Source organism: Mesorhizobium waitakense (assembly GCF_056431085.1).
On sequence record NZ_JBWKME010000053.1, the window covers coordinates 14,221 to 41,076 of the forward strand.

16 protein-coding genes are annotated in these 26,856 nt (G+C 60.8%); 5 read left to right on the forward strand and 11 right to left on the reverse strand.

Going from position 1 to position 26,856, the window contains the following annotated elements; translation table 11 throughout:
* Nucleotides 1-963 precede the first annotated feature (963 nt).
* Nucleotides 964-2,280, forward strand: a complete 1,317-nt coding sequence (locus AC07FD_RS13110; protein ID WP_478350219.1) for an adenylate/guanylate cyclase domain-containing protein — start codon at nt 964-966, stop codon at nt 2,278-2,280.
* Nucleotides 2,281-2,925: 645 nt separating this feature from the next.
* On the opposite strand, the gene AC07FD_RS13115 is transcribed toward AC07FD_RS13110, so the two are convergent.
* From AC07FD_RS13115 to AC07FD_RS13150, 8 genes are all read right to left on the reverse strand, one after another.
* Nucleotides 2,926-4,179 (reverse strand): adenylate/guanylate cyclase domain-containing protein, encoded by a 1,254-nt coding sequence (locus tag AC07FD_RS13115; RefSeq protein WP_478350220.1) that lies wholly within the window; start codon nt 4,177-4,179, stop codon nt 2,926-2,928.
* Nucleotides 4,176-4,565, reverse strand: coding sequence for a response regulator (locus tag AC07FD_RS13120; RefSeq protein WP_478350221.1), 390 nt, complete (start codon nt 4,563-4,565; stop codon nt 4,176-4,178). Before AC07FD_RS13120 ends, AC07FD_RS13115 begins: the two co-directional genes overlap by 4 nt.
* Nucleotides 4,562-9,745, reverse strand: a complete 5,184-nt coding sequence (locus tag AC07FD_RS13125; RefSeq protein ID WP_478350222.1) for a GAF domain-containing protein — start codon at nt 9,743-9,745, stop codon at nt 4,562-4,564. The genes AC07FD_RS13120 and AC07FD_RS13125 overlap by 4 nt, the downstream gene beginning before the upstream one ends.
* 357 nt (nt 9,746-10,102) lie before the next feature.
* Nucleotides 10,103-10,720, reverse strand: a complete 618-nt coding sequence (locus AC07FD_RS13130) for a WD40 repeat domain-containing protein (RefSeq protein WP_478350223.1) — start codon at nt 10,718-10,720, stop codon at nt 10,103-10,105.
* A 223-nt stretch (nt 10,721-10,943) separates the two neighbouring features.
* Entirely contained in the window at nt 10,944-11,156 is a 213-nt protein-coding gene (locus tag AC07FD_RS13135) for a hypothetical protein (RefSeq protein WP_478350224.1), read from the reverse strand.
* Between the two features lie 564 nt (nt 11,157-11,720).
* Entirely contained in the window at nt 11,721-12,356 is a 636-nt protein-coding gene (locus tag AC07FD_RS13140; RefSeq protein ID WP_478350225.1) for a recombinase family protein, read from the reverse strand.
* 396 nt (nt 12,357-12,752) lie between these two features.
* Nucleotides 12,753-16,082, reverse strand: coding sequence for an AAA family ATPase (locus AC07FD_RS13145; protein ID WP_478350226.1), 3,330 nt, complete (start codon nt 16,080-16,082; stop codon nt 12,753-12,755).
* 533 nt (nt 16,083-16,615) lie between these two features.
* A protein-coding gene (locus AC07FD_RS13150) for an IS3 family transposase (protein ID WP_478350227.1) occupies nt 16,616-17,763 on the reverse strand; the annotation gives its coding sequence in 2 pieces (ribosomal slippage) (nt 16,616-17,514 and nt 17,514-17,763; 1,149 coding nt in all).
* 144 nt (nt 17,764-17,907) lie between these two features.
* On the opposite strand from AC07FD_RS13150, the gene AC07FD_RS13155 reads away from it, so the two are divergent.
* Nucleotides 17,908-18,051, forward strand: coding sequence for a hypothetical protein (locus AC07FD_RS13155; RefSeq protein ID WP_478350228.1), 144 nt, complete (start codon nt 17,908-17,910; stop codon nt 18,049-18,051).
* Nucleotides 18,052-18,634: 583 nt separating this feature from the next.
* Here the strand turns inward: AC07FD_RS13155 and AC07FD_RS13160 are convergent.
* Together AC07FD_RS13160 and AC07FD_RS13165 are read right to left on the reverse strand one after the other, a co-directional pair.
* Nucleotides 18,635-19,954: a glucoamylase family protein gene (locus tag AC07FD_RS13160; protein ID WP_478350229.1), complete on the reverse strand. Its 1,320-nt coding sequence runs from the start codon at nt 19,952-19,954 to the stop codon at nt 18,635-18,637.
* A 54-nt stretch (nt 19,955-20,008) separates the two neighbouring features.
* Nucleotides 20,009-22,474, reverse strand: coding sequence for a phosphoketolase family protein (locus AC07FD_RS13165; RefSeq protein WP_478350230.1), 2,466 nt, complete (start codon nt 22,472-22,474; stop codon nt 20,009-20,011).
* Between the two features lie 585 nt (nt 22,475-23,059).
* On the opposite strand from AC07FD_RS13165, the gene AC07FD_RS13170 reads away from it, so the two are divergent.
* From AC07FD_RS13170 to fabI, 3 genes are read left to right on the forward strand one after another with little or no spacing between them, the layout of a single operon-like run.
* Nucleotides 23,060-24,013 (forward strand): phosphate acetyltransferase, encoded by a 954-nt coding sequence (locus AC07FD_RS13170; protein WP_478350231.1) that lies wholly within the window; start codon nt 23,060-23,062, stop codon nt 24,011-24,013.
* Between the two features lie 5 nt (nt 24,014-24,018).
* Nucleotides 24,019-25,203 (forward strand): acetate/propionate family kinase, encoded by a 1,185-nt coding sequence (locus AC07FD_RS13175; RefSeq protein WP_478350232.1) that lies wholly within the window; start codon nt 24,019-24,021, stop codon nt 25,201-25,203.
* A 39-nt stretch (nt 25,204-25,242) separates the two neighbouring features.
* Complete coding sequence (gene fabI / locus AC07FD_RS13180; RefSeq protein ID WP_478350233.1) at nt 25,243-26,025, forward strand: enoyl-ACP reductase FabI; 783 nt, start codon at nt 25,243-25,245, stop codon at nt 26,023-26,025.
* 145 nt (nt 26,026-26,170) lie between these two features.
* Here the strand turns inward: fabI and AC07FD_RS13185 are convergent, their stop codons facing one another.
* Complete coding sequence (locus AC07FD_RS13185) at nt 26,171-26,833, reverse strand: CBS domain-containing protein (RefSeq protein ID WP_478350305.1); 663 nt, start codon at nt 26,831-26,833, stop codon at nt 26,171-26,173.
* Nucleotides 26,834-26,856 lie beyond the last annotated feature (23 nt).

Genomic DNA, 26,856 nt, shown 5'->3' on the forward strand with positions numbered 1-26,856 from the left:
GGTTCAACGTCGCCTTCGTGGGATCAGCGGCACGCTTTAACTCCGTGAGAGAAGAAAGGTCGACCATCATTACTACCCGACCAGCAATTACGCCGCGCCTGTAGATCTTAGTTGGCCTCTCAATTCTCGCATTGGCCAGCTGCCGATTCTAGGCAGTGAACCCATAAATCCAGCGGGCCGGACGACAGAGGCAAATCGGCGCGGCTCTGCTTACGCAGTGCAAACTGCTCCGGCGGACGGCCAACTCACGCCGGCAACCCAGCCTTTATTAGCCCTTCGCGGAGAAGCTCCCGGTCTTCGGCTTGTTCAAGGAGGACACTCTGGCGCATGTACTCAGCCGTAGAGAAATCAGGCTGCAACCGCAGGACCTCCGCCACTGCTGCCTGTGCCGCTTCGGTCCGTTCGAGCTGGGCGTAGCAGGCCGCCAGCCGTGCACTCGACCACGAGCTTGGCAGAACCGACAGTGCGGCCTGGTGCTTAAAGCAGGTGGTGGCGTTGAGCAGCGGGCGACCTCGTCACGACTGAGCACCACGCGCAGGTTGCGCGGATGCGACAGCCGGACGAGCCGGCGCGCCAGGTCCGGGCGGTCGAGCGTTTGGGTGAAGAAGAAGCGTAGCGCCGACACGATGCTGTTCATCGTCGGCACGGGAACGCCGTCTTCCTGCTGGGCGATCTGGAACCGACGTAGGTCGTCGGCGGTCGCTGTGTCTGGTGTCCTGCCTCACCGTCCGCTCGCCCATCATCGCCACGCCCTCCAATCACAGGGAGAACTGAATCTCCCCGGACCTTGCTTCGATGAGGTCCAAGGCAGGCCCTGGCCCAAAGCCGCATCTGGCAAACAGATATTCATGCTATCATAGTCGCAACCAAGACAGCGTCGGCAAATCCGGCTAGATCGCGGTTCGCGATCTCAGTGGGTCATGATCGCCGGGAGTGCGCCGCACTTGGAGGGATACCCTCAGCATGCGCCAGCCCGTTCACTATGCCAAGAGTGGTACGCTGAACATAGCTTATCAGGTGACGGGGAGCGGCCCGCGCGATCTCGTGCTGATTTCCGGCTTCGTCTCTCACCTCGATCTCGATTGGGCCGAACCGCGGCATGCCTTCTTTCTGGAGCGGCTCGGTTCCTTTTCCCGTCTGATCCGCTTCGACAAAAGGGGCACAGGACTCTCGGACCGCCCGGGTGGACTTCCCGATCTTGAGACGCGCATGGATGACGTACGCGCTGTCATGGACGCGGTCGGCAGCAAACGCGCGATCTTGTTCGGCTACTCGGAAGGTGGCCCGATGGCAATCCTCTTTGCGGCTACCTATCCGGAGCGTACCGCGGCCTTGGTCCTATATGGGTCCTTTTCCCGCCGCCTTTACAGCAGCGATTATCCGTGGGGCAAGACGCCGGAGGCGCGCGCCGCGTACGCTGACCAGGTGGAGAGCGACTGGGGCTGGGAAGCGGACATGCGCCAGATTTACCCCAGCGCCGATGCGACCCTGGCTCAGTGGTGGCGCCAGCGGGCCCGCGCCGCGGCCAGCCCCGGTGCGGCGCGGGCGCTGGTTGAGATGAACTCGCTTGTTGATGTTCGCGACGTCTTGTCCGCCGTTCGCGTGCCGACCCTTGTGCTACACCGCCGCGATGACCGGGATTCACAAATCGAAGAGGGGCGATACATCGCAGACCACATCAACGGTGCACAATTCATCGAACTCGCTGGACAAGATCACTTCGTCGGGGCCGATCCTGATCAGATTCTCGATCCGGTCGAGGGCTTCGTGACGGGGCATCGGCCCGTACATCCCGGCAATCGCATGCTGGCGACCATTCTCTTCGTCGATATCGTCGGCTCGACCCGCAGGGCGATCGCGCTTGGCGATTGGAAGTGGGCCATTGCTTTGAGCGGCTTCCATGGTGCCGCCGCCGAGCAGGTCGAACGCTACGGCGGCCGTCACATCAACACGACAGGCGACGGCCTGGTTGCAACCTTCGACGGACCTGCCCGAGCCGTCCGCTGCGGCTGCGCTATTCGAGACATCGCCCGTGTGTCGGACCTCGACGTACGCTGCGGCGCGCATACCGCGGAGATTGAATTGCGGGGCGCCGATATTGCCGGCATTGGCGTCCACATTTGCGCGCGTATATCGGAGCGCGCTGATTCCGGTGAGATCTGGGTGTCGCGTACTGTGAAGGACTTGGTCGCCGGGTCGGGACTAAGACTCGAAGAACGCGGGGACTATCATCTCAAGGGCATTGACGAGAATTGGACGCTCTACGCCGCAATGGAGTAGTTCGGTCGCTGAACGTTGTGTCGGATGACGAGCCCGACCTTCAGCAAATGGAATTCTCATCCCGGTCGAGCGCGTGAAAACGAGGCAAGTCGACGCTTTCGGCGTTATCCCCCGAAAGATCCCAGTTGCTGCCAAACGGCATCATCAGCAATCTTATCCGCCAGAAAATCGACCCAAGCGAAGTGGGCTCGGCATCCACCATAAGGAGCAGGTTTTGAGAGCCCTTTGGTGGGCGGGATATATCGAAACTCGCCGCGGACTGGCCAGGGCTAACCCCTTGAAATATCTGACAGCGAAAGCTGGGGATTTTTTGCGCTACTCCCCAGCTTCGGAGAATATCGGGCACTCGGAGAGCGATTTGCGCCGAATGGCTGTTGACGCGCTCCCCAGCTTTCGGCCGCACACCGCGCAAACGCTGGGCTTTTGCGACACCATAGTCCCAGCGGAGAATTGTTTGCTATTTGAGGGTGGTAGAGGGAAGGGCGATGAAAACTAACCTTCTCTGGCCAAGCCGATTTCCTCGGCCTCAATGTGAACGGCAGCTTCGCGCCTGTTGTCGGCCGTCGAGGGCACCTTTGCCACCTCGTGAAAGCAGACATTGCCGGCGACGAGGCTTGACGGTCGCGGTAGCGACAGGCGCGAAGATCAGTCGAGGCTGATCCTCGTTCCCTTGGCGCCGTTGAGCAGCCGCTTGAGATGGAAGCTGGCGAGTTGGTCGTCCGGACATTTGCCGATCTGCGCGGCGAAAGCCGTAAGCGCGTTTGCATCGCCGGCCTCCAATCTGCCGAAGGCTTCGAGATAGCTCGCCGTCGAAGGATCATCATACTGCTTTGACGACAAAGGCTCGAACGCGCGCAGCGCCTCGGCCCTGCCGCGCAGCATCAGATCGCCGACCGGCCGTCCGCGGAAGCTGTCGACCCTTGCAGCCGCGCTCCCGCTGACGCAGATACGCGTGCCCAGCTGCTTGTTGGCGCTTTCCAGCCGCGCCGCGATATTGATGGTGTCGCCATAGGCCGTGTAGTCGAAGAAGCGGCCTCCGCCGAAATTTCCGACCAGCGCCGGACCTGCATGGACGCCGATGCGGGTCGTACCGACCGCGATGCCCTTGTCGCGCCAGCTATCGCGGAACGATTGCGACAGCGCGTCGAGCTCGAGCGCGCAGGCAACCGCGCGCGCCGCATGGTCCTGCTGCTCGCCAGGCGCGCCGAACAGCACATGCAGCGCATCGCCGACGATCTTGGCGACGGTGCCTTCATGCGCGAACACGACGTCGGTCATGCCGGCCAAATAGTCGTTGAGGAGCGCGCCTAGCGTGGCAGGGTCGATCGTTTCCACCAGCGTGGTGAAGCTGGTAATGTCGGTGAACAGCGAGGCGACCTCGCGCCACTGCCCGGCTAGCGCCAACCCGTCGGCGTCGCCGGCCAGCCGCTCGGCCAGATTGGGCGAGAAGTAGCGCGACAGCGATGCATGCGCACGCTCCGCGACCGCTTGCCGCCGATGCGCCTCGTGCAGCACCTCGCGATGCTTCAAGGTCTTGGCGATCGTGGTCTCCAGGTCGGCAAAGTCGATCGGTTTAGTGATGAAGTCGAAGGCGCCGCGGTTCATCGCAGTGCGGATGTTGGCCATGTCACCGTAAGCGGAGACGATGACCGTCGAAAGCTGCTGCCCCTCGGCCTGCTGCAGCTTCTCCAGCAGCGACAGGCCGTCCATACGGGGCATGTTGATGTCGCACAGCACCATGTCGATGTCGCTGTTGCCGTCGATGACGGACAGGGCGTCCACACCATCGCTGGCAAACAGGAAAATGACCGCGCCGTCGCGGATCTGACGCCGGAACTTCTGGACGATCAAGACCTCAAGATCGGGCTCGTCGTCGACCACGAGGATGCGCGCCGTCACGCCACCATTCCCAGTCGGGTTTCGATCTGTTGCCTGAGCGCCGAAAAGTCGATCGGCTTGGTCAGCAGCGCTTCGGCACCGTTCTCCAACGCCTTGCTCTTGGTTCCGGCGTCGCCATAGGCGGTGATCATGATGACCGGGACGTCGGGCCGCAGCACCTTGATCTTCGGCAGCAGCTCGAGCCCGCTCATGCCGGGCATGTTGATGTCGGACAGCACCAGGATCAGTGTCATCCCTTCGGCGCGGTCGATCTGCTCCAACGCATCGACCGCCGATTGCGCGAACTCCATGATGAAGCGGCTGGCTCGGATGTCGCGGCGGAACTGCTGGCGAAACAGCGGCTCGACGTCGGGCTCGTCGTCGACGACCAGGATGAGGAGGCTCATGCTTCACCTCCCGATTTTGCGAGCGAGGCCGCCGCGCGCGGCAGCACAATCCGGAACTCGGTGAACTCGCCTGGCTGGCTGTCGACGTCGATCGAGCCGGCATGCTGTTTGACGACGATGTCGTGGCTGAGCGACAGGCCGAGCCCGGTGCCCTCGCCGGCTGGCTTGGTCGTGAAGAATGGATTGAACATCTTCTCCTTCACCTCCGGCGGAATGCCGGTGCCGTTGTCGCGGATCCTGATTTCGACACGGTCGCCGAGACTCCTGGTGGTGGCGGAGAGCTTCGGCTCATAGCCCGCGCCATTCGCTGCGGCGCTGCGCTTGGCCGTTGCATAAAAGCCGTTGGAGATGAGGTTGAGAAGCACCCGCGTGATCTCCTGCGGGTAGAGATCGACATCCCCCGCCTGCGGGTCGAAATTCCGCGTCAGCGTGACGTTGAATCCCGGCTTTTCGGCGCGCGCCCCGTGATAGGCAAGGTTCAGGCTCTCCTCCACGACGGCATTGATGTCGATCGGACGATGCTCTCCAGAACCCGCGCGCGAATGCAGCAGCATGTTCCTGACGATGGAATCGGCCCGCTTGCCGTGCTGGACCACTTTGTCGAGATTGCTCTTGAGCACGCCTGTCAGCTCGGCGACCTCTTCGCGCACGGATGCCTCCAAAGGCGCTCCGGCCAGCACACTGCTCAAATCATCGATGAGTTCGCCGGAGAGCGCTGAGAAGTTGTTGACGAAGTTGAGCGGGTTCTTGATCTCGTGGGCGATACCGGCGGTCAACTGGCCGAGTGAGGCGAGCTTCTCCGTTTGCACGAGGCGGTCCTGCGCGGTCCTCAGATCTTCGAGCGAGCGTGACAATTCGCGGGTACGCGCCTGCACCTCGTCGAACAGCCGGACGTTCTCGATCGCTATGCCGGACTGGTCGGCAAATGTCTCGACGAGCTCGATCTGCCTCGGCGTGAAGTCCCGCACCTGTGACCGCGTCAGCGCGAACACGCCTACCGGCGCGCCTTCGCGCAAGATCGGAACGCATAGAATGGTCCGGTAGCCGCCGAGCTTCTGAAGCTGCGTTGCCCCGTAGTCCGGGTCGGCGAGCACGTCCGAAACGTGGACGGCGCGGGCTTCGAGGGCCACCCGTCCGGTGACGCTGTCGCGACTGGCGGCGAAGGGATTGGCTTTGGCGAAAACCGCGGCTTCAGGCAAATTGCCGTACTCGGCCGACCACCGGTAGAGATCGCCGTCGCGCTTGAAGATGACGCTCGTGTCCGCGTCGCACAGCTTGGCCGCTGATTCCACCAGCGTGTCGAGAACCGTCTGCAGGTCGAACGTAGAGCGGCTGATCGCCTTCAGCACGTCGGCCGTCGCCGTCTGCTGCTGCAGCGACTCGCTTAGCTCGGCTGTGCGCGTCTGCACCTCCTCAAACAACCGCGCGTTCTCGATGGCGATGACAGCCTGATCGGCGAAAGTCTCGACCAGCTCGATCTGCTTTGGCGAGAACGGCCCGGGCGCCTTGCGCATGACCAGAAGCAACCCCATCAGCTCCGTGCCGCGCAGGAGCGGAACGCCGAGGATGCAGCGAACGCCGCGCTGCCGCGCCACGTCGGTGAAGGTGAACTCGGGATCGGCTTCGAAATCCGGGACGTGAACGGTTTTCTGTTCCAGCAGAACGCGCCCCGACACCGATCCGCGCCCCGGCTGGCGCATGATCTTGGTATGGGCAGGGGCCGCTTCCGGATCTCGGCTGAAGGTCGTGGTCCACTGAAATCCGTCGTCGACCAGACGATAGAAATCGGCAATGTCCGCGTCGCAGAGGTGCGCGGCGGACTCTGCCAGGGTGTCAAGGACGTTCTGCAGGTCGAAGGCCGACCGGCTGATGACCTTGAGCACGTCTGCTGTCGCTGTCTGCTGCTGAAGCGACTCGCTTAGCTCCGCGGTCCGCGCCTTGACCTCATCAAACAGGCGGACATTTTCGATGGCGATCACGGCCTGGTCGGCGAAGGTCTTCAGAAGTTCGACTTGCTTAGCGGCAAGAAAGCCCGTCTCAGCACGCCCGACTGCTATGCAACCGATGGGCAGGCCGTCACGCAGCATCGGCACGGCGACAGCACTGCGCAGGCCCGAAAAAGCCGCCGCGGCGCGATGCGTGAATTCACTATCCAAGGTGAGGTCCGGGATCTGCGCCACGTCAAGATATAGAATTGCCCGTTCGGCAGCGCTGCCGCGAGTAGGTGCCACGGGAAAGGTGTTACGCACGATCTCAACGCTTTCTTCGGTGATGCCGTGATGCGCGACGAAATGCAGAAGCTCGCCGTCAAATCTGTAGACAAAGCAGAACTGCGCTTCGCATAGACGGGCGGCGCTTTGCGCGATCATATTAAACACTGGCTGCCCATCGGTGGGCGAGCGGCTGATGACGCTAAGCACATCGCTGGTCGCCGTCTGGTACTCCAGTGCCTCTGTGGCCTCCCGTGTCCGCTGCTGCACCTCCTCGAAAAGGCGGACGTTCTCGAGCGCAATTACGGCCTGGTCGGCAAAGGTCTGGACAAGTTCGATCTGGCTATCGGTGAAGGGCCCGGGTTCGGGTCGCGTCATTGCGAAGACGCCAATTACCGATCCTTCGCGCATGAGCGGTACACAGAGCACAGCCGAATAACCTCCGAGTCGCGGAGCTTCGGGAAGGCCATGTTCGGTGTCCTTGGTAACATCCGGAATGTGGACGACTGCCTTGTCGAGTGCTGTTCGGCCGACCCAGGATTGTCGGCTGATCGGACTCGGATTCGCCTCTTCATACGCGCGATACTCCGGGGTTTGGTCGTAGCCTGCCGCAAGCCGGAAGACATCGCCGTCCCGCATAAAGATGCCAGACGTTTTCGCACCGCAGAGCCTCACAGCAGAATCGATAAGTGTCTGCAGGACGCTCTGCAGGTCGAATGCGGAGCGGCTTATGACCTTGAGCACATCCGCGGTCGCGGTCTGCTGCTGTAATGCTTCGCCAAGCTCGGCGGTGCGAGCCTGCACCTCTTCGAAGAGCCGCACATTGCCGATCGCGATGACGGCCTGGTTGGCGAAAGTTTTGAGAAGGCCAATTTGGCTGTCGCTAAAGGGCCGCGCCTCGATGCGCCGGATCATAAGCGCTCCGATTGCTTTTCCTTCCTGCAACAGTGGAGTGGCGAGAATTGCGCGAAAACCAAGGCGTTGAGCCATCATTCGGCCAGTTGCAAACTCCTCTCCAGCGATGGTCAAGTCGTGAACGTGGACCGGCACCCGATCCAATACGGCGCGGCCGGTAACGATGTCGCGCGCGACCGGCAAGCCAGCACCGTCAATCGGAATCGGTCCGTGATGCGCTCCCACAGCCAGCCTGTCGGAGCGCAGTAGATAGATCGTTGCGTCATAGGCGTCGCAGAGCCGAGCGGCACTTTCAGCGACGGCGTCCAGCACAGGCTGAATGTCCGTAGGAGACCCGGCAATCACTTGCAATATTGCGCCGGTCGCTGTCTGCTTCTCTAGCGCGTCGGTCAGGTCACGGCCACGCGACCCGACCTCTTCGAACAGCCGCACGTTCTCGATCGCGATGACCGCCTGATCCGAAAATGTCTGCACTAGTTCGATTTCGCGCGTACTGAACGGCGAGACCGACGAGCGGGCGAGGACGAACACGCCGGTCACGGCGCCGTCACGCATCAGCGGAACGCCCAGCAGGGTGCGGAAGCCGCCGAGCCGCTGGCCTTCGATGTTGGTATACTCCGGATCGTCGAGAACGTCGGCAATCTGCTCCACGGACCCGCTCTGGGCAACGCGGGCGGCGATGCTGCCCCGGCCTGGCGTGACCGGGAGGTTGTTCATGTGGTCCTGGAATTCTTGGCTCCATCCGATCTGTACCGTCGGCTGCAACACGTCGCCCTGGCGCAGATAGATGTAGCCCATCCCGGAATGACAGAGGTCGGACGCGGACTTCACAAGCGTATGCAGCACGGAATCGAGATCGAACGCCGAACTGCTGATCGTCTTCAACACTTCGGCCGTCGCCGTCTGCTGTTCCAGCGCTTCAGTCACCTCACGGTTGCGCGCCTGCACCTCGTCGAACAGGCGGACATTCTCGATGGCGATCACCGCCTGGTCGGCGAAGCTCTCGACCAGTTCGACTTGACGCGGTGAAAATAGCCCGATCGCCCGCCGCGCCATGCCGAATACGCCGATGGTCTCCTGACCCCGCTTCAGCGGAACAGAAAGTACTCCGCGGAAACTGCCCATGATTGCCGCTTCCGGCCTTTCGTATTCCGGGTCTTCAAGCGCGTCCGCCACGTGGATCGTCAATCCCTCCAGCGCGGCGCGGCCCTGGAACGTCCCTCGTCCCACGATATGTGGATTGGCTCGTTCGTATGCATGCAGCTCAGCAGCCTGCCCGCCGCCTGCCATGAAACGCAACGTATCGCCAACGCGCAACGTGATTGCGCCCATGTCCGCCCCGGCTAGGCGTATTGCCGAGTCGACCAGCGTCTGCAGTACCGGTTGGAGATCGAAGGCCGACCGGCTGATTGCCTTGAGCACATCGGCGGTCGCGGTCTGCTGCTCCAACGCCTCGCCGAGGTCGCGTGTACGCGCCTGCACCTCGTCGAACAGTCGCACGTTCTCGATGGCGATGACCGCTTGGTCGGCGAAAATCTTGAGCAGCTTGATCTGCTTCTCGTTGAAAGGCTTGACCTCGATGCGCCTGATGACGAGCACGCCGATCGCCTCGGTGTCACGCATGAGAGGTGTTGCGAGCATCGTGCGGTGGCCAAGCCTTTCGGCAAGTGTTTGGCTGACAGGAAACTCCGCACCTGCAACCGCTATGTCGTTGACATGCACAGTCTTGCAGTCGGCGAAGGCGCGACCGCAGACCCAATCGCGTGCGACCGGCATCGGTTCGAAGTCGAAGGCGATGGGGCCGTAGTGCGCTTTGGGGAATAGTGTCCCGTCTCGCGCCAGGAAAATGCCGGCGTCGTAGGTGTCGCAGAAGCGCGCAGCACTCTCCGCCACGACCTGCAGGACGGGTTGGATGTCGGTCGGCGATGCGGCGATCACCCTGAGGATCGCACTCGTCGCAGTCTGCTGTTCAAGGAGATTGGCGACCTCCGCGGTGCGTACCTGATTTTCTTCGCGCGCCGCTGTCAACTCGGATCGGAGCGAGCTGATCGTCATCTCAGAGTCGGAGTCGGGCCCTCCCACTGAGGTGCTCCTGTTTTTCTCTGCTCAGTGTCGGCTTTGGCCAACCCAGCGTCAAGGTTGGTGACCTGCAACGTCCGTTTGTGACGCAGCGCGGCCGCTTTGGTGATGCACCTGAGCGTCGGCGTTCGGAGCTATTGCAGATAGGGAATACGTCCGAGAGATGGGGTCGTAGGCGGAGTGTCCGCTTCTTCGCGCCTTGACCTAAAACCAGGCGGTCAGCTTCCGGCCAACAGCGGTCATTCGATGCCTTGTCCCTAAGGGGGCCGCTCATGGCTAAGTTGCCCGTACCAGCAGCCGGTTCAAGGGGCAAAATCTGACCTGTTGTCGACATCAGCCCGGACAAGTACCGGTTGCAGAATCTTCAGGAAGGAAGAAGCTTCGCCGCTCGCAAGGAGTGAGTTCGCGAGGCACGGTGCGCCGGGCGAAGTCAATGAGGTCCTTGGGTGTCTGGAAGACGCGAACGATGCGGACCCTTTCCTCGCCGGAAACAATTGCGACCTGGGTGCCGTCGGAACTGAAAGCTGCGCGTGTAAGGCCCGGTCGAACGGTCGCTTCGTCCTGGCTGCCAAGGACGGCAATCTGGCGCCCCGATTGTGTCGCCCATAGCCGGACCGTGCGATCTTCGGACGACGCGGTCACGACGTACAAACCACTGGGACTGACCTGGGCGCTGTCGACGGCGCCGCTGTGGCCCCTAAGAACGGCCCTTTCCAGTCCGCCAGCGACGCTCCATATCCGGACGGTTCCGTCGCGCGAGGCAGTCAGCAGCGACTGACCGTCGGGGCTGAAGGCGACTACCGTTACCTCGCCGGTATGTCCCTCTAGCGTTACGACGTTTGCTCCGTCCGTGGTCGACCAAATTCGGGCCGTGTGGTCGATTGAGCCCGTGGCGACCAGTTGACCGTCCGAGTTGAAGGCTGCTGCCGTGATGCGACCCTGATGCCCCACAAGAGCCTTAAGCTCAGCCCCGCCCGCCTTCAGGAGGTGGCCCGCATTGTCTTCCCTGGCCGCGAGGATCAGACGTCCGTCGGGGCTAAGAATGGCCTGCGGCAGACTGCTGCTTGTATTGATGACGGCCAGCTCGGTGCCGGTCGCCGCGTCCCATAGCTGCGCGGTACCGTTGATCGATGCGGAAACAAGCGATTTGCCATCGCGGCGTAGAAGCCCCAGATCACCTTGGCCCGAGGCTGATCCTCGGCATGTCGTCGCCTTCGCCTTCCATCAGGAAGGCGCCCAGTGCGCTCATCAATGCCTCGGCGCTGTCTTTCTCAAGATGAAGCTCGATCTCCTCGTCGTCTTCCGTCACCAGCAGTAACGTGCCTCTCAGCGGATTGCGCGAAATGACCACCACATCTTCATCCTGATAGTCAGCTTCCTTCGCCATAGGCTTGCTTCCTCCCAAAGTCGCAAGGCGTCATTTCGGTGTTCGCTTCGAAAAAGGAGAATACTTGCGTCTGTCTCTGGCTCCAAGGGCTCGTGTCCCGGCTTCTCGTGCCAGAACACCTGACGCACGTCGCGCTGGTCGACCTTCTACCAAAATCTGGAAGAAAGCCCAGACCCGAACGCGCGAGAGCCTATTCATTTCGCGCAGCAGTGGCAGCGGCGGCTACTCGGGGCGTGGCTCTCAGCGGTGTCCGTTGAGGGACCCAGCTGGTCGGATTCAATACGCCCGAAAGCATCGAGCCAAGGTGAGATGCCGAGGCAGACCTTGGGCGTCGAGCGAAGGCGCCTCAACGAGCTGGCGTCTGCCGCGACGCTGGAATTGAAGTTGGTACCGTGTTCTCGCCCACCGGGGGCCGAAGGGACTGACCGTTGCAACGACGACCGAAGCTGCGGCTCTCTCCTTGCCGATGGCGGTGATGTTAGCGAGGTGCTGGATCAGAAGGTTTGGCAGTGCGTTCGTCTGCCTAGGTGAGGACGGGCCGAGTGACTTTGCCACCGACCACGCCTAGAGCGTCCACATTGCCAGTGCCTTCTCCGCTCCAATCTGGTCGTCCCTGATTCTGAGGACCGCCTGCCGCGTCAAGCCCGTGACCTTGGCAATGGCCGATGCACCAGCCCCTGTGCCCAGCATTGTAACCACCGTGTCGAACGCCTCACGGTCGTAGCTCGGCTTCCTGCCACGGTACGACCTGGGGTCAGACTTGGCGTCCTCAATGCCCGCCTTCTGGGCTTCCTTGGTGGCGACGGCCTGTGCTTCAGCCGTTGCGGCCATGAAGGCTATCAGCGCGTCCCTAACGGCCTGCTGGATGGGGTCTTTGGTTGCTCCGTCGAACACCATGGCATTGATGACGGTCTTGATGACCACGCCGTCACGCATGAAATGCCGGATGCTGTCCGAAACGTCCCGATAGTCGCGACCCAGCCGGTCGACCCAGCGCACCACAAGCGTGTCACCGGGGCGGAGGATGTCGAACAACCGCTTTCCTTCAGGTCGCTCTGCCAGCTTGGTCGAGATGCCGGATACACCATGGTCGGCAACTTCTTGATCGATCTTGAAGCCGGCTGCCTCGGCCTGCTTGCGCTGATGCTGAAGCGTCTGGTCGGCAGTAGAGACACGGGCATAGAGGATGGTCTTGGGCACAGGTCGGCTCCTATCCGAAAGGGTTATGTCCGTTGACTATCCTGTCCGTTGATCCAAGTCAATCCTAACGGGCACCCTTCCCGGAGCCATTCCACCTGACCGTTAGGCTATGGCCTAACGGACGAGTATCGCCTGTGGGACGGTTCTGCTACTGACCTCTTGCTGGGATGGGATGCCATTGCGGCGCCGCTATGGGTGGTGGTCGGCCCGGGCTCGATGTTTGCTCGCTACCTTTATGAGGAGATCGCGGTGCGCTCCCCGAAAGACCAGAGCGGCGCATCCTACCCAATCGGCGGCTTTCGGCCATGACGTTCGACGTCTCGGGTGCGCAATGAGCCAAGCTTGTATCAAATCGACGCAAACTACGCTGTCGGAACCGACGCAGATGGTGCGACCTCAAGGGCGCAGTGTCTCCAGCGTCCTCTGTGCGGCGATGAGGTCCACGATTGGATACTTAGTGTTAAATGTGTGGACCACCGCTTGCAGCCGCGTCGCGGCCTCATGCACACGACCTTGACGTGCCAGAACTGATGCTAGTTGTGTTGTGGCGCGAAGCTCGAAGAGTCTCGCTTGCTGCCGACGGGCAGTGGCAATTGCTGTTTCGAATAGGTGCGCGGCACCCGTCAGGTCACCTCGGCCCGCGGCGATTTGGCCACGAAGGCGAATACATTCTGCTAGATGGCACGCCTCGTCCGTGTCGAAAACGAGGGTATCGACATCATCAAGCATTTGCGATGCGTCTTCGATGTGACCAGCCCGCAGGAGAAGATCACAAAGTTCGCATGCTTTCTCAGGGGTATGAAATACCACGCCGTGCCCACGCCAAACAACCAAACTTTCCCGGACGTCAGCGATGCCGGCATCCAGTTCACCTAAATGCGAGCGTGCATGGCCACGCCACCTGATGCCGCTGCTTCGACGCGCCGTATAGCCATGCAGTTCGCAAATCTCGACAATCTTCTTAGCGTTCTCAAGGAGTTCCTTGTACTGACCAAGTAGCGCGCACAATTCGCAATGCCCGAGAAGACGCCACGCGAATTCGAAGGGCTTATCGACCTGGTCAAAATTTCGAATTAGGCGCTCTTTCTCTTCGACGGCATCATCAAAGAAACCCAATATAATCAGCGATGCGCTAAAATATTCCTCGGCAGCGACACGGAGTTGATCGAACAAGATACCCCGATTTGGGTCAACATGATCAATCAAATCTAAGCCATTCCGCAAAGCTTCAGCTGCCTGCGGTTGTTCTCCCCGGCTATAATGAGCCATCCCCTTGGTTGCCCAAAGACCGCTTAGATAGGCCGGTGGAAGGAGATCGGCACAGTCTGCGAGCTGCTTTTCCGCCAGGATCAGGTAATCGTGATTGCGCCCAGTGGCATAAAAAAATGGAGCGGATGAAAGCGCAACGTCACATTGCAATTCGACCGATGCAGTGTTCGCGGCAGCAAGACGTGCATCTTCAAGCGTCTTCCCAAGGCGCTCAGAACGATACCCTTCAACCTGCATCAAGGCATTGGCCATCGCAAGGTGGAGACGTGTCATCCGTTCGGCGCCGCCGAACACATCGCCAACTCTCCTGCTGCAGTCAATAGCACTGGCAAAGTGCGATACGGCTTCCCTGATGGCAGCTCTGGCCACGGCGGCCACTCCCGCCTTTTGCCAGTAATCGAGCGCGCCTGCCCAATCCCCAGCTTCCTGAAAGTGGTGCGCGAGGAGTTCGGGTTGCGCTTCAGTGATTTCGGTCCACTTCTCCTCCAACACATCTGCGACACGCTTATGTAGCTCCTGGCGCTTAGCGCGCAGCAGCGTGCCATAGGCTGCGTCCTGAACGAGCGCATGTTTGAAGAGGTAAGTGGCCAGTGGCCGCGTCCCGCGGCAGAACACCAGACCGGCGCCGACGAGTTGATCCAGTCCGTCATTTAGCTCAGCGGCATTTCGCTGTGCGATTGCTGCCAGCAATTCGTAGGAGAACTCCCGACCGAGAACCGCGCCGAACTGCGCGACCTCCTTAACGGCTGAGCCGAGGCAATCGAGCCGCGCCATCAACGAGGCATGCAGCGTGGCGGGAACGTTCAACGCCGTCGCGGCAGCTCGTGAGAGCACCGTCCTTGCGTTGCCGCTCTCCAACACCGCCTTGGTCAGCTCCTCGACGAACAGTGGCACCCCATCCGTGCGCCCGATGATCTCCGCGATCACGTCCCTCGGCAGCTCTCCGGTGCCGACGACCCGCTGGACCAGCGCGGCACCTTCACGACGATCGAGCCGATTGAGGACCATAACCGTGACGTGCGACTGCCCGGTCCACGGTGGTTGAAACTCGGGGCGGAAGGTGAGGAGAAGCAGAACCGGCAGGCGCGGCACCCGCTCGATGACTAGGTCGAGCAGCTCGCGCGAGCTGGGGTCGATCCAGTGCAGATCCTCGAAGAGCATCAGCACCGGACCTTGTCGCGCCAGATCTTCGAGCTGCCTGAGCAGCGCATCGAAGGTTTTCTCTTTCTTACGCTGCGGCGCCAGTTGGAGAGGCGGGAAACGGCCGTCGGTCGGCAACGACAGCAGCTCCGCCAGCAGCGCCCCGTCCTCCGACGAGGCCGGGGCAAGCAGGGCGCCAAGCTTATCCAGCTTTCTCTCAGGCGGGTCGTCGCGCTCCAACCCGGCGGCACGTTCTAGCTGCGCAATGGTCGGGTGGAGCGCGCTGTCTTGATGGTGCGGCGAACAGAAATAGCGCAAGCGGGTGTGTGGCTCATTCTGGATCCGCTCCTGCAAGGTGAGGGTGAGGCGCGACTTTCCGATGCCGGGCTCCCCTGAGAGCAGCACCACACGACCTTCACCACTTTTCGCACGCTGCCAGTGGCGCTGCAGCAGGTCGACCTCCTCCTCACGCCCGACCAGCGGCGTCGGCGTCGTCCCATGCATTGCCTCGAACCGGCTTTCGACAGCACTCTCACGAACCACTTGATAGGGATGAATCGGCTCCGGAAAGCCTTTCACCTCGAGGGCGCCAAGATCGCGATATTCGAAAAGATCGCCGACCAGCCGCCGCGTTTGCGGCCCGATCACGACCGCTCCGGGTTCTGCGAGAGCTTGCAGGCGGGCGGCGAGGTTCGGCGTCTCGCCCACGACGCCACGCTCTTGCCCTTCGCCGGCGGTGATCAGATCGCCAACGACGACCTGTCCGGTGCCGATGCCGATACGAACCCGCAATGGCTCGGGCTCTGGGAGTCGCCTGACGGCATCGACGAGAGCAAGGCCAGCGCGCACCGCCTGCTCGGCGGCGTTCTCGTGCGCTTGCGGGTAGCCGAAATACACCAAAACTCCGTCGCCCATATATTTGGCGACAAAGCCGCCGAAGTGAGCGACCGTATCGGCAACACACCGGTGATACGCTCCGATGATCTCACGCAGGTCCTCGGGATCCAGACGCGTCGCCAGAGCCGTCGAGCCGACGAGATCCACGAACATGACGGTCAGCTGTCGACGCTCCGCGCTTAGCTCTCGGGTGCGGCTCTGAGCCGAGATGTCATCAGTGCTCGCGTCGGGATGGCTAGACGACGGCCCCAGCCTCACTACCGCCTTGCGGAAACGCTTGCGATGACCGAGGAGCATACCGAGCTTCTCGAGGTCGGCATCGGTCAACTCCAGCAGGACTTCCGCGTCGATCGCGTTGTCGCGAAATGCCTGCTCGTATTGCTGGAGGCCCAGGCCTCGCAACCAAGCGGCAACGTCCACACAGCTCTCCCAAGGCTGAGTTCGGTCCCTCAGCCGCAATATTAGCTCAGATGTCAGAAAAATGCTGTAGCTCGGATTTCTGGCGAAGCTGGAGGTCCCTCCCGAAGAATCGGGGCCTTGGAGTCCGACATGGTTAAGAGGCGTTGTGATATATTGACGATCACCCCTGAGGGCACCAGGTGTTGCCTCTGGCCGTCATCTTCGTTCGACCATCAGGGAGAGATGGGGCAACGAGCAGACCCAATTCAGGACATTTTGAACCGATGCCCCGTATGACTCCTCAGCAAAAGATTGCACTGGCTATCGAGAGCCGCGCTGAAGGCTGAAGGACTGAGCTCGGAGAAAAGGATAGAGCTTCGCCGCGCGGCGAAGAACCTGCTCGCGGCGAACGCTATAGAGGAGGGCAGGAACCAGTCGAAGTCCTCGGCTGAAGCACTCGCACGCATATTCGATCAAGCTGCAGAGCAACGCTGGTCGGAGGATCCTGCGCCAGGAGCTCGGGTTGGCCTGCTGCCGGTTTTTCGGACACGAGGTTAAGCTAACATAGCTTGTTCCTCGAACTCCACGGGGCTGAGATAGCCGAGTGTCGAGTGCCGCCGCCGAGGATTGTAGAAGCGCTCGATGTAGTCGAACACATCTGCCCTGGCTGCATCTCTCGTCCTGTAGACCTTGCGGGCTGTGCGTTCGGTTTTCAACGACGGGAAGAAGCTCTCCATCGCAGCATTGTCCCAGACGTTGCCCGACCGGCTCATTGAACAAGTGATGCCGTGGTCGGCCATCAGGCGCTGGAACTGCTCGCTCGTGTATTGCGATCCCTGGTCGGAATGATGCAGCAGGCTGTCGGGCTTGCCCCGGCGCCAGATCGCCATGATGAGCGCATCGGTGACGAGTTGGGCTGTCATCTCGGCCTTCATCGCCCAGCCGACGACCCGCCGGGAGAAGAGGTCGACCACGGCGGCAACGTAGGGCCAACCTTCTGCGGTCCAGATGTAGGTGAAGTCGGCGATCCATTTCTGGTTCGGTGCCGATGCCTCGAAGGCGCGATCGAGGAGGTTGTCCGACACTGTTGCTCGCTCGCCCGTATCCTTCGGCAGTCCGCGGCGCCGAGGCCGGGCCCGCAAACCGTTCTCCCGCATCAGACGTTCGATACGATGCAGGCCGCAGGAAAGCCCCTCGGCCAGCACGTCATGCCACACGCGACGAGAACCATAGGTGCGATCGCTGCTCTTGAAGCTGCGGTCGATCCTGGAAACGAGGATCTCGTCATGGCGGGAGCGGGCGCTGGGACTGCGGTTGAGCCAGGCATGGAAGCCTGAGCGGGACACATCCAGCGCACTGCACAGCCATGCCACCGGCCATATATTCCGGTGCCTCGCGATGAAAGCGAACCTCATGTCACTTCCCTCGCGAAGTAGGCTGCGGCCTTTTTTAGGATGTCGCGCTCCGCCTTCAGCTTCGCCACTTCCTTGCGCAGCCGGTCAATCTCCTGCTGCTCAGGCTTCATCTGCCCATGGCCGGGAAACGCATGCTGCGGATCGGTCGACAGCTCGCGCACCCATTTGCGCAGCACATTCTCGTGGAGATCGAGGTCGCGGGCAGCCTGGGCCACCGCAACGCCCCGATCCTTGATCAATCTCACCGCCTCAAGCTTGAACTCGCGGCTGAACTTCCGTCTTTGCATTCCGACTCTCCAGTTCCGTTAAACACCTTATCTCGGTGTCCACGAAACCGGCAGCAGGCCAATCCTACCGCAACAAACGACAGGGCGGAATGGAGGCTCCTCCCCACCGTGGTGTTCCAGGAATTCTCGAATGAAGAGCGATGCATGGCGGCCAAGACGAAACTTGAGGGCAGATTAAAGGAGGCGGGAGACAAGCTAAAAAGTGGTTTAGAAGACTTGAAGAGCGTAGGTGGGGCTGACCCGGCGCAGATCATCATTGCCTTTAATGTGGAATGCCTTCCGAAGTAAGCCCGTCCGCGGAGCGGCACGCATATGCGATACGTCGTCAGCTTGATGAAGGTGGCTTTTTTTGCCGGCGTGGGCCTGTTTGCCGGCGGGGTGCTCGACCCGCATCCGTCCGCCAATCGCATCTCGAACCTCCCTTCATGAACTGGAACTGTTGGAACTGGGATTTTTAAGTACTAAGCTCAATGCGGTGCCTATACCTAGCGCCGATGGCGATTTGCCCGGCGGGATGTCCGGGAGAGACGCATGTCAGACGCCGCCCTCATGTCATCGTTGAGCATTCTGGTCGTTTTTGGCGACATCGAAGCTGGAACGACGCTGCAGCGGACTCGTGCTGGTCGAGAAGTTGCGTGCGCGCGGACTTGACGTCATCGCCGCGCTCGGTGGACGACGGCGTGGCGGCGATCCGCTCGGATCCCCTGATGGCTCGCAGAAGGGTTGGACGGCATTCGCCAGTCGTGCCAACCGAAGCATATCCGCATGACCGAAAACCGAGCAGAAATTCACCCTCGACGAACCGATAACGCGCGAGTCTTGGCGCGTCAGAACGCTAAGGCTGGCCAATGGCGATCCTCGCCCCTTGAACTCAGAGCCACCCCCCTGAAAAACCCGCTCGGCGCAAGCCCGCCACTATCGGCGGACAACGGCGCATGATGTTCCAGAGCAAACCGGTTCGGAAATTTTCGATCATCAACACGACAGGCCCTTGGTCTATGCCAAAGTGACAAGGGGTTATCCAGAAGCCGGTGGCACTATCGTCCATCGCGTACGACTGGTTGAACGACGGTTTGAACCCGTAGAGTCGTGTCATGCCGAGGTTCATCCGGGCAAAGTTGCGGGCCGTCGGGACCACTATCTCTGGCGCAAATGGCAGCGAGGCAATGACAACCCATGGCGCGACCGTCCCGTCGTCGGGACCGAACGGAGCGCCGCGGGCGTTGTAGTCGAAGAACTGCCGCTCGACCCCATTGACCACTCGGGTAGCCCAACCGGGCCCGTCGCATGCGGTGAAGCCCCAACAGTATTGCCCGTAGCCGACGAAATTCATCGGATTGCGGATCGCATACTCCTGCTGCACGAACGTCGCTTGCCGGCTGTTCTCAAAATAATCGCTGTCGTGCTCCCGCATGAATTCGTCGCGGATGCCTCGAAAGTCCACCCACATGTGCGACAATTGGTGCGTAAAGAGCGGCCCCGAATGAAGCAACTCGCGCCCGTAGATCTTCTTCCATTCGTAGGTTGCGGTGTAGGCCGCATAGCTCTGCCGCGGCAGCGGGTGGGTCGGTGAACCAAGGCCGAGGATGTAGAGCAGCAAGCCCTCATCATACCCTTGCCACCGATACGGGATGAACCCGCTTTCCGGGCGCCAGCCATGCGTCAGCGAGAGGCCGCCATCGCAGGCCCAGTTCCAGTCGGCCCGTTCATAAAGCGCCGTGGCAAGCTGGCGGATTTCCGTCTCATCGGCGGTGTCGCGGTCGAAGTAGGTGGCGACCGTCAGGGCGCCGGCGAACAGAAAGGCTGAATCGATAGTCGACAACTCACATTGCCAGACCCGCCGACCCGTCTCGATATCCAGAAAATGGTAGAAAAAGCCTTTGTAGCCGGACGTATCCGGCTCTGGTCCCTGAGGACATTCCATCAGGAACCGCAGTCGCTTGCGGGTTATCTTCGCCGCGAATTGCCGGATGATGACGCCGCGTTCTACAATGACGGGAATCGTCGCGAGCGCCATGCCGATTGCCGCGATGCTTGCCGGGGCATTCGGGTCTGTCTTGTCTCGAACCAGGCCGTTGTCCGGATTGGTCTCGTGCAGATAGTACAGCAATGTCGTAAACTGCAGCCGCCCCAGGTCCTGGTCGGTCGGCTGCCGGTCGAGGTCTGCGTCGATAGAAAGCGTTTCAGGCATGACGCGAATGTGTCCGGTCAAGCCAACGTCACTCGGACGTCGTGCATTCTTGCCTCAAATGTTGTCCCCTTCAGTTGTAGTTTTCTGAGAGGCGCTGGCCTTGCCTTTCAATCCCCACTTCCAGCCGCTGATTGTCGGCATGTCATCACCGTACATCTCGATGTACTGCCTGTGTTCGATCAGCTTCTCATGGATGGCTTGCTTGAAGTATGCGGCGCGCGCTCCCAGTTCAGGGAGGCGGTCAATCACGTCCTCAGCTAGGTGGAACCGGTCGAGGTCGTTCAGCACCACCATGTCGAACGGGGTCGATGTGGTTCCTTCCTCCTTGTAACCACGGACGTGCAGGTTGTGGTGGTTCGTCCGGCGGTAGGTCAGCCGGTGGATAAGCCACGGGTAGCCATGGAAGGCGAAAATAATCGGCCTGTCTTTCGTGAACAGCGCATCGAAATCAGGATCGGAGAGGCCGTGCGGATGTTCGCTCGATGGCTGCAGTTTCATCAGGTTCACCACATTCACCACGCGCACTTTCAATTCCGGCAAGTGCTCGCGTAGCAACTGAACCGCAGCCAGCGTCTCGAGCGTTGGAACGTCGCCGCAACACGCCATCACTACATCAGGCTCGTGACCTTCGTCGTTGCTGGCCCACTTCCAGATGCCGAGACCTTCGGCGCAGTGTTTGATGGCTTGATCCATCGTGAGCCATTGCGGAGCCGGTTGCTTTCCGGCGACCACGACGTTGACGTAATTGCGGCTGCGCAGGCAGTGGTCGGTCACCGAAAGCAGTGTGTTGGCGTCAGGTGGCAGGTAGATCCGGATCACCTCCGCTTTCTTGTTCGCAACGTGATCGAGGAATCCCGGATCCTGATGACTGAATCCATTGTGATCCTGCCGCCACACGTGGGAACTGAGAAAATAGTTGAGCGAGGCAATCGGGCGCCGCCACGGGATATCGTTGCACACTTTCAGCCATTTGGCGTGCTGGTTGAACATCGAATCGATAATGTGAATGAAGGCTTCATAGCAGGAGAAGAAGCCGTGGCGGCCGGTTAGCAGGTAACCCTCCAGCCAGCCCTGGCATTGATGCTCGCTCAGCACTTCCATCACACGGCCATCCGGCGAGAGGTGGTCGTCTTCCGGGTAGATTTCCGCCATATAGCATCGGTTCGTCACCTCCAGCACGTCCTGCCAGCGATTGGAATTGTTTTCGTCCGGGCTGAACAGGCGGAAGTTCTGGCTTTCCAGATTCAATTTCATGACGTCCCGGAGAAACTTGCCCATCTGCCGTGCAGACTCGGCCGTGGTTTCGCCCGGACGAGGCACATTCACCGCATAGTCGCGGTAGTCCGGCATCTTGAGGTCCCGCAACAGCAACCCGCCGTTGGCGTACGGATTGTCGCTCATCCGGCGATGACCTGTTGGAGCCAGCGACGCCAACTCGGAATTCAGTCGACCGTGAGCATCGAACAAGTCGTCTGGCCGGTAACTTCTCATCCACTCTTCGAGAATTCGGATGTGCTCTGGCTTGTCCATCTCGCCCATGGGAACCTGATGCGAACGCCAGTAGTCCTCACATTTCTTGCCGTCGATTACCGGTGGGCAGGTCCAGCCTTTTGGCGTGCGGAAGATAATCATCGGCCAGGCGGGCCGTTTCAGGTTGCCGTTGTTTCGGGCATCGTTCCAAATCTGCTTGATTTCCGCCACCGCTGTGTCGAGCACGTCGGCCAGCTGCTGGTGGACGTTTTCCGGATCGCTCCCTTCGACGAAGTACGGTGTGTAGCCCATGCCCTCGAAGAACTTCTGCAACTCGTCCTTGGGAATACGGGCAAGAAAGCACGGGTTCGCAATTTTGTACCCGTTGAGGTGAAGGATGGGGAGCACACAGCCGTCGCGGGCTGGATTGAGGAATTTGTTGCCGTGCCAGCCGGTCGCGAGAGGCCCAGTCTCGGCTTCACCGTCGCCAACGATACAGGCGACAATGAGGTTCGGGTTGTCAAAGGCAGCGCCAAAAGCATGACTCAACGCATAGCCGAGTTCCCCGCCTTCGTGAATGCTGCCCGGCGTTTCCGGGGCAACGTGACTGGGGATGCCACCCGGGAAGCTGAACTGTTTGAACAGCCTCTTCATGCCTTCCACGTCTTGGCCGATATTTGGGTACATCTCGCTGTAAGTGCCTTCCAAATAAGCGTGAGCAACCAGTGACGGTCCGCCATGCCCCGGGCCGATGATGTAGATCATGTCGAGGTCGTCGCGCCTGATGACCCGGTTGAGATGGACGTAAAGCATATTCAAGCCCGGCGATGTTCCCCAGTGACCGAGCAGGCGCGGCTTGATGTGCTCGCGCTTCAGCGGCTCCCTCAATAACGGGTTATCGAGGAGGTAGATCTGGCCGACCGAGAGATAGTTGGATGCCCGCCAGTAAGCGTCCATTGTCATCAGTTCCCCGGCTGAGAGGGGACCCTCGGCTGTGGATTGCGTGCTGGCGACATGTTTCTTGTCCGTGGAGGTTTTGATCGATGCCATGGGTCACTCCTGTGTCGGGATGGAAACCGTTCATGGTTGATGCGGTCTGGCCAAGTTGGCTTCCCGGTCAGTGCAACAGACTGCCTCGCGTATGATCTGTCGCGCCTCATGGTACACCCTAGACGACAGTTTAGTCCAAATTTTACCGGAGAGACCGCAGTTTCGCGTAATGTGTGCCAATGCCGCGCCAGCAGGATCTTTCGCGATGTGATGACTTGCGAACCCAAACGGCCGGGATGCGGCGGCTCTCCTGCTCCTGAAGGTGCGCGACGATGTTCGTGCATAAGACATCCGGCGACTTGTGCAGCAGGCCAGTCATTGAATTTTGCCTGCGAAAGTCGTTGTGGGACCGCACAGAAAAGAGACCGCCGCAGGACAGAACCTTGGCTCGGGCGAGCGTCGCTAAATGCGGGCAATCCAAGCCATTGGCTTAACAGGTTGCAAAGTTCGAACGAAACTTGGAGGATTGGGCGCCGTGAGTTTCCTTTATCAACGCGACTGGCCGAAAACCGAGGATCAGGAGCCATCCAAGGAGCCCAAGACTGTCGCTCGGCGCAGTAACGACACACCAGCAAAGCAATTTCGATGACAACGATTCCAGAGACCGCTCAGCCAACCGCCCATGCGAAATACGAGCGCTTGATCGAGCGCGCAAAACGGTCGCCCGCAGCGCCGACCATCGTTGTGCATCCCTGCGACGAGGCTTCGTTGCGTGGCGCAAGCGAAGCAGCCGAAGAGGGCCTGATACTTCCGATCCTGGTGGGGCCAAGCCGCAGAATTCGCGCCGTCGCGGAAGAGCATAATGTCGACGTGGGCCGCTTCGAAATCGTAGACGTGGCGCACAGCGAGGCAGCAGCGGCGAAGGCCGTCGAACTGATCCACGCGGGCAAGGGCGAGTTGCTGATGAAGGGCAGCCTGCACACCGACGAACTGATGCGAGCGGTGGCAGCGGCGGCCACGGGTCTGCGCACCGCGCGGCGGATCAGCCACGTCTTCGTTATGGACGTGCCGACATACCCCGAAACCTTGTTTATTACCGACGCCGCGATTAACATCTTTCCTGACCTCGACGCCAAGCGCGACATCGTCCAGAACGCAATCGATCTCTTCAATCAGGTAGGTCTCGGCGAGCCGCGCGTCGCGATCCTTTCCGCCGTAGAGACCGTCACCTCGAAGATACCATCAACGATCGAGGCCGCAGCATTGTGCAAAATGGCCGAGCGTGGCCAGATCACCGGTGGCCTGCTCGATGGGCCGCTGGCGTTCGACAACGCAATCGATCCGGAAGCGGCGCGGATCAAAGGCATCGAATCCGCGGTCGCCGGGCGTGCCCAGATCCTCGTCGTTCCCGATCTTGAGGCCGGCAACATGCTCGCCAAGAATCTGACATTCCTGGCCAAGGCGGATGCCGCAGGGATCGTCCTGGGAGCCCGCGTGCCGATTATTTTGACGTCGCGCGCCGATTCCGTGCGTTCGCGACTGGCCTCATGCGCAGTGGCGGTGCTCCTTGCCGACGCGCGGCGTCGTGCAATGGCGTAGCCGTAATGGACACGATCCTGGTCCTCAATGCCGGTTCATCGAGCCTGAAGTTTCAGGTGTTCGGCATTGACGGAACGCGTTCTTTGCAGCGAATAATCAAGGGCCAGATAGATGGAGTGGGCACTTCGCCGCGTCTGCGCGCTGTGGCGGCCGATGACAAGCAGCTGGTCGATCGGACTTACCCGCTAGGCGATGTCGCGGATCTCCCGGCTGCAACTCAACTCGCGGGAACCTGGCTGCGCGAGTTGCAGGAATTTAGCCTCACTGCCGTCGGGCACCGCGTCGTCCATGGCGGGCCGGACTACGCTCAGCCAGTGCGAGTAGATGGGGACGTCTTGGAATATCTTGAACGCTACATCCCGCTCGCTCCGCTCCACCAACCCAATAACCTGGCGCCGATCCGTACGCTTCTCGAACGGCGTCCGGACCTGCCGCAGGTCGCTTGCTTCGACACGGCATTCCATCGGGGCCACAGCGCGGTGGTGGATCACTACGCGATCCCGCAGCACTTCCATGCGGAGGGGGTGCGACGGTACGGATTTCACGGCCTCTCCTACGAGTATATCTCGCAGCGCCTACCGGAGGTCGCGCCCGACATCGCAAGCAGACGCGTGATCGTCGCGCATTTGGGAAGCGGGGCCTCGATGTGCGCTCTGTCGGGAAGCCGCAGCATCGAAAGCACCTTCGGTTTTACGGCGCTCGACGGCCTGCCGATGGGAACACGGTGCGGTCAGATCGACCCAGGTGTGATCCTCTACCTCATTGCCGAAAAAGGCATGACGGCGAGCGAGGTGCAGGATCTGCTCTACCGCGAATCCGGTCTGAAGGGGCTCTCGGGTATCAGCAACGATGTTCGCGAACTGCTGGAGAGCGATGACCCCCGAGCCGCCTTCGCGTTGGACTATTTCGTCTACCGCGCCGGTCTATATGCGGGAACGATGGCGGCAGCCTTGGGCGGGCTTGACGCATTTGTATTCACTGCGGGGATCGGTGAAAATTCGACCATCGTCCGGGCCCGCATCGCTGAGAAGCTTGCTTGGCTCGGTGCCGAGCTTGATCCCGTCGCCAATGAGTCGCGAAAGCTCCTGGTATCGAGCGCTGCAAGCCGTGTAGCTCTGCTCGTGCTGCCAACCGACGAAGAATTGATGATCGCGCGACACACGCTGGAACTGGTCGGGGTAGGACGCTGAGCATCCTGCCGGGATCGCTCCGAATAAGAGGGTTGTCAAATGATTCCTGTCTTGAAGGCGCAACTGCTTGAAGGCAAGAAGGGCCTCGTCGTGGGGATCGCCAACGATCAATCGATCGCCTGGGGCTGCGCCAGGGCATTTCGTGCGCTTGGCGCGGAGCTTGCCGTGACTTACCTGAACGAGAAAGCCAGGAAATATGTCGAGCCGCTCGCGGACGAGCTCGAGGCACCTATCTTGATGCCGCTCGACGTCGGCACGCAGGGCCAGATGGAAGCGGTCTTCGAGCAGATCGCCAAAGACTGGGGCCGGCTCGATTTTCTCGTTCACTCCATTGCGTTTTCACCCAAGGAGACGCTGCAGGGCCGCGTGGTCGATGCACCGCGGGACGGGTTCCTGACGACCATGGATGTGTCCTGCTGGTCGTTCATACGCATGGCGCACTTGGCGGAGCCCCTTATGGCACAAGGCGGGACGCTGTTCACAATGACCTACTATGGCAGCCAGATGGTCGTAGAGAACTACAATATCATGGGGGTCGCTAAGGCAGCGCTCGAAAGCGCGGTGCGCTATCTCGCAGCCGAACTCGGTCCCAAGGGCATTCGTGTCCACGCCATCTCTCCCGGGCCGCAGGCGACGCGCGCTGCCTCCGGCATCCCTGAATTTGACGATCTGCTCGACAAAGCGAAGGCCAAGGCGCCCGCTCGCAGTCTCGTTGGCATCGACGACGTCGGGATGGCGACAGCCTTCCTCGCGCATGACGCGGCGCGCCTCATAACCGGCCAAACCCTCTACGTCGACGGCGGCTACCACATCATCGACTAATTTTTTTAGTATCATGCCCGGGTAGCCGGCGAAGCTCTCCCGCCAATAGTCCGACCACATCTATACGGCCGATCCCATCGCTCCGGGCTCCTAGACAAAATGATCCACCAGAAGTCACTGAGCGCCCTAAAGCACTTGAAATCCGTCATTCGTGCGTCGAGGGCTCTTCCTCTGGAAAATGTTCGACGACACCTCGTACGCCCCGCACACTTTCCGCCGCGACGCGCGCCGCATTGCGGCAATTTTCTGTCTCGACGTTGCCCCAGAGGTGAACCAGACCATCGAGGACTGTCACCGTCACGTTCGTTCCCTCCAGGCCAATATTGTCGGCGAGACGAGTCGTCACGCTGAGGCAAATTGCTTCGTCTCCGGAGGCCGCTCCATCCGGCCCGGCCGAAACGATTACATGAAGGAGATCAGCACGACTCACGATGCCGACCAGCGAGTTCCCTCTCACGACGGGGACGCGCTTGATTCCGTGTTCTTCCATCAGGGCGGCGACGCGCGACAACGGCGCGTTCTCATCTACGACGATCAGATCGCGGCTCATTACATCGGCCACTCTCCATGCGTGGCTCTTCACGTACACACGAGCCCGCTCGTCTTGCGAAGGAAGCGGATCACTGCCGGTTGCGACGGACCCAAAACCGAGTTCCGTCCTACGCAAGAAGTCACCTTCGCTGATCATACCTACAAGGTGTCCCTCGTCATTGGTCACCGGAAGGCCACTGACATGCTTTGCCAGCATGACCCTGGCCGCCTGCCTGACACTGTTGTCAGGTGAGACCGTGGTGACATTGGTCATCATCACATCTTTGACGTTCAACGCGA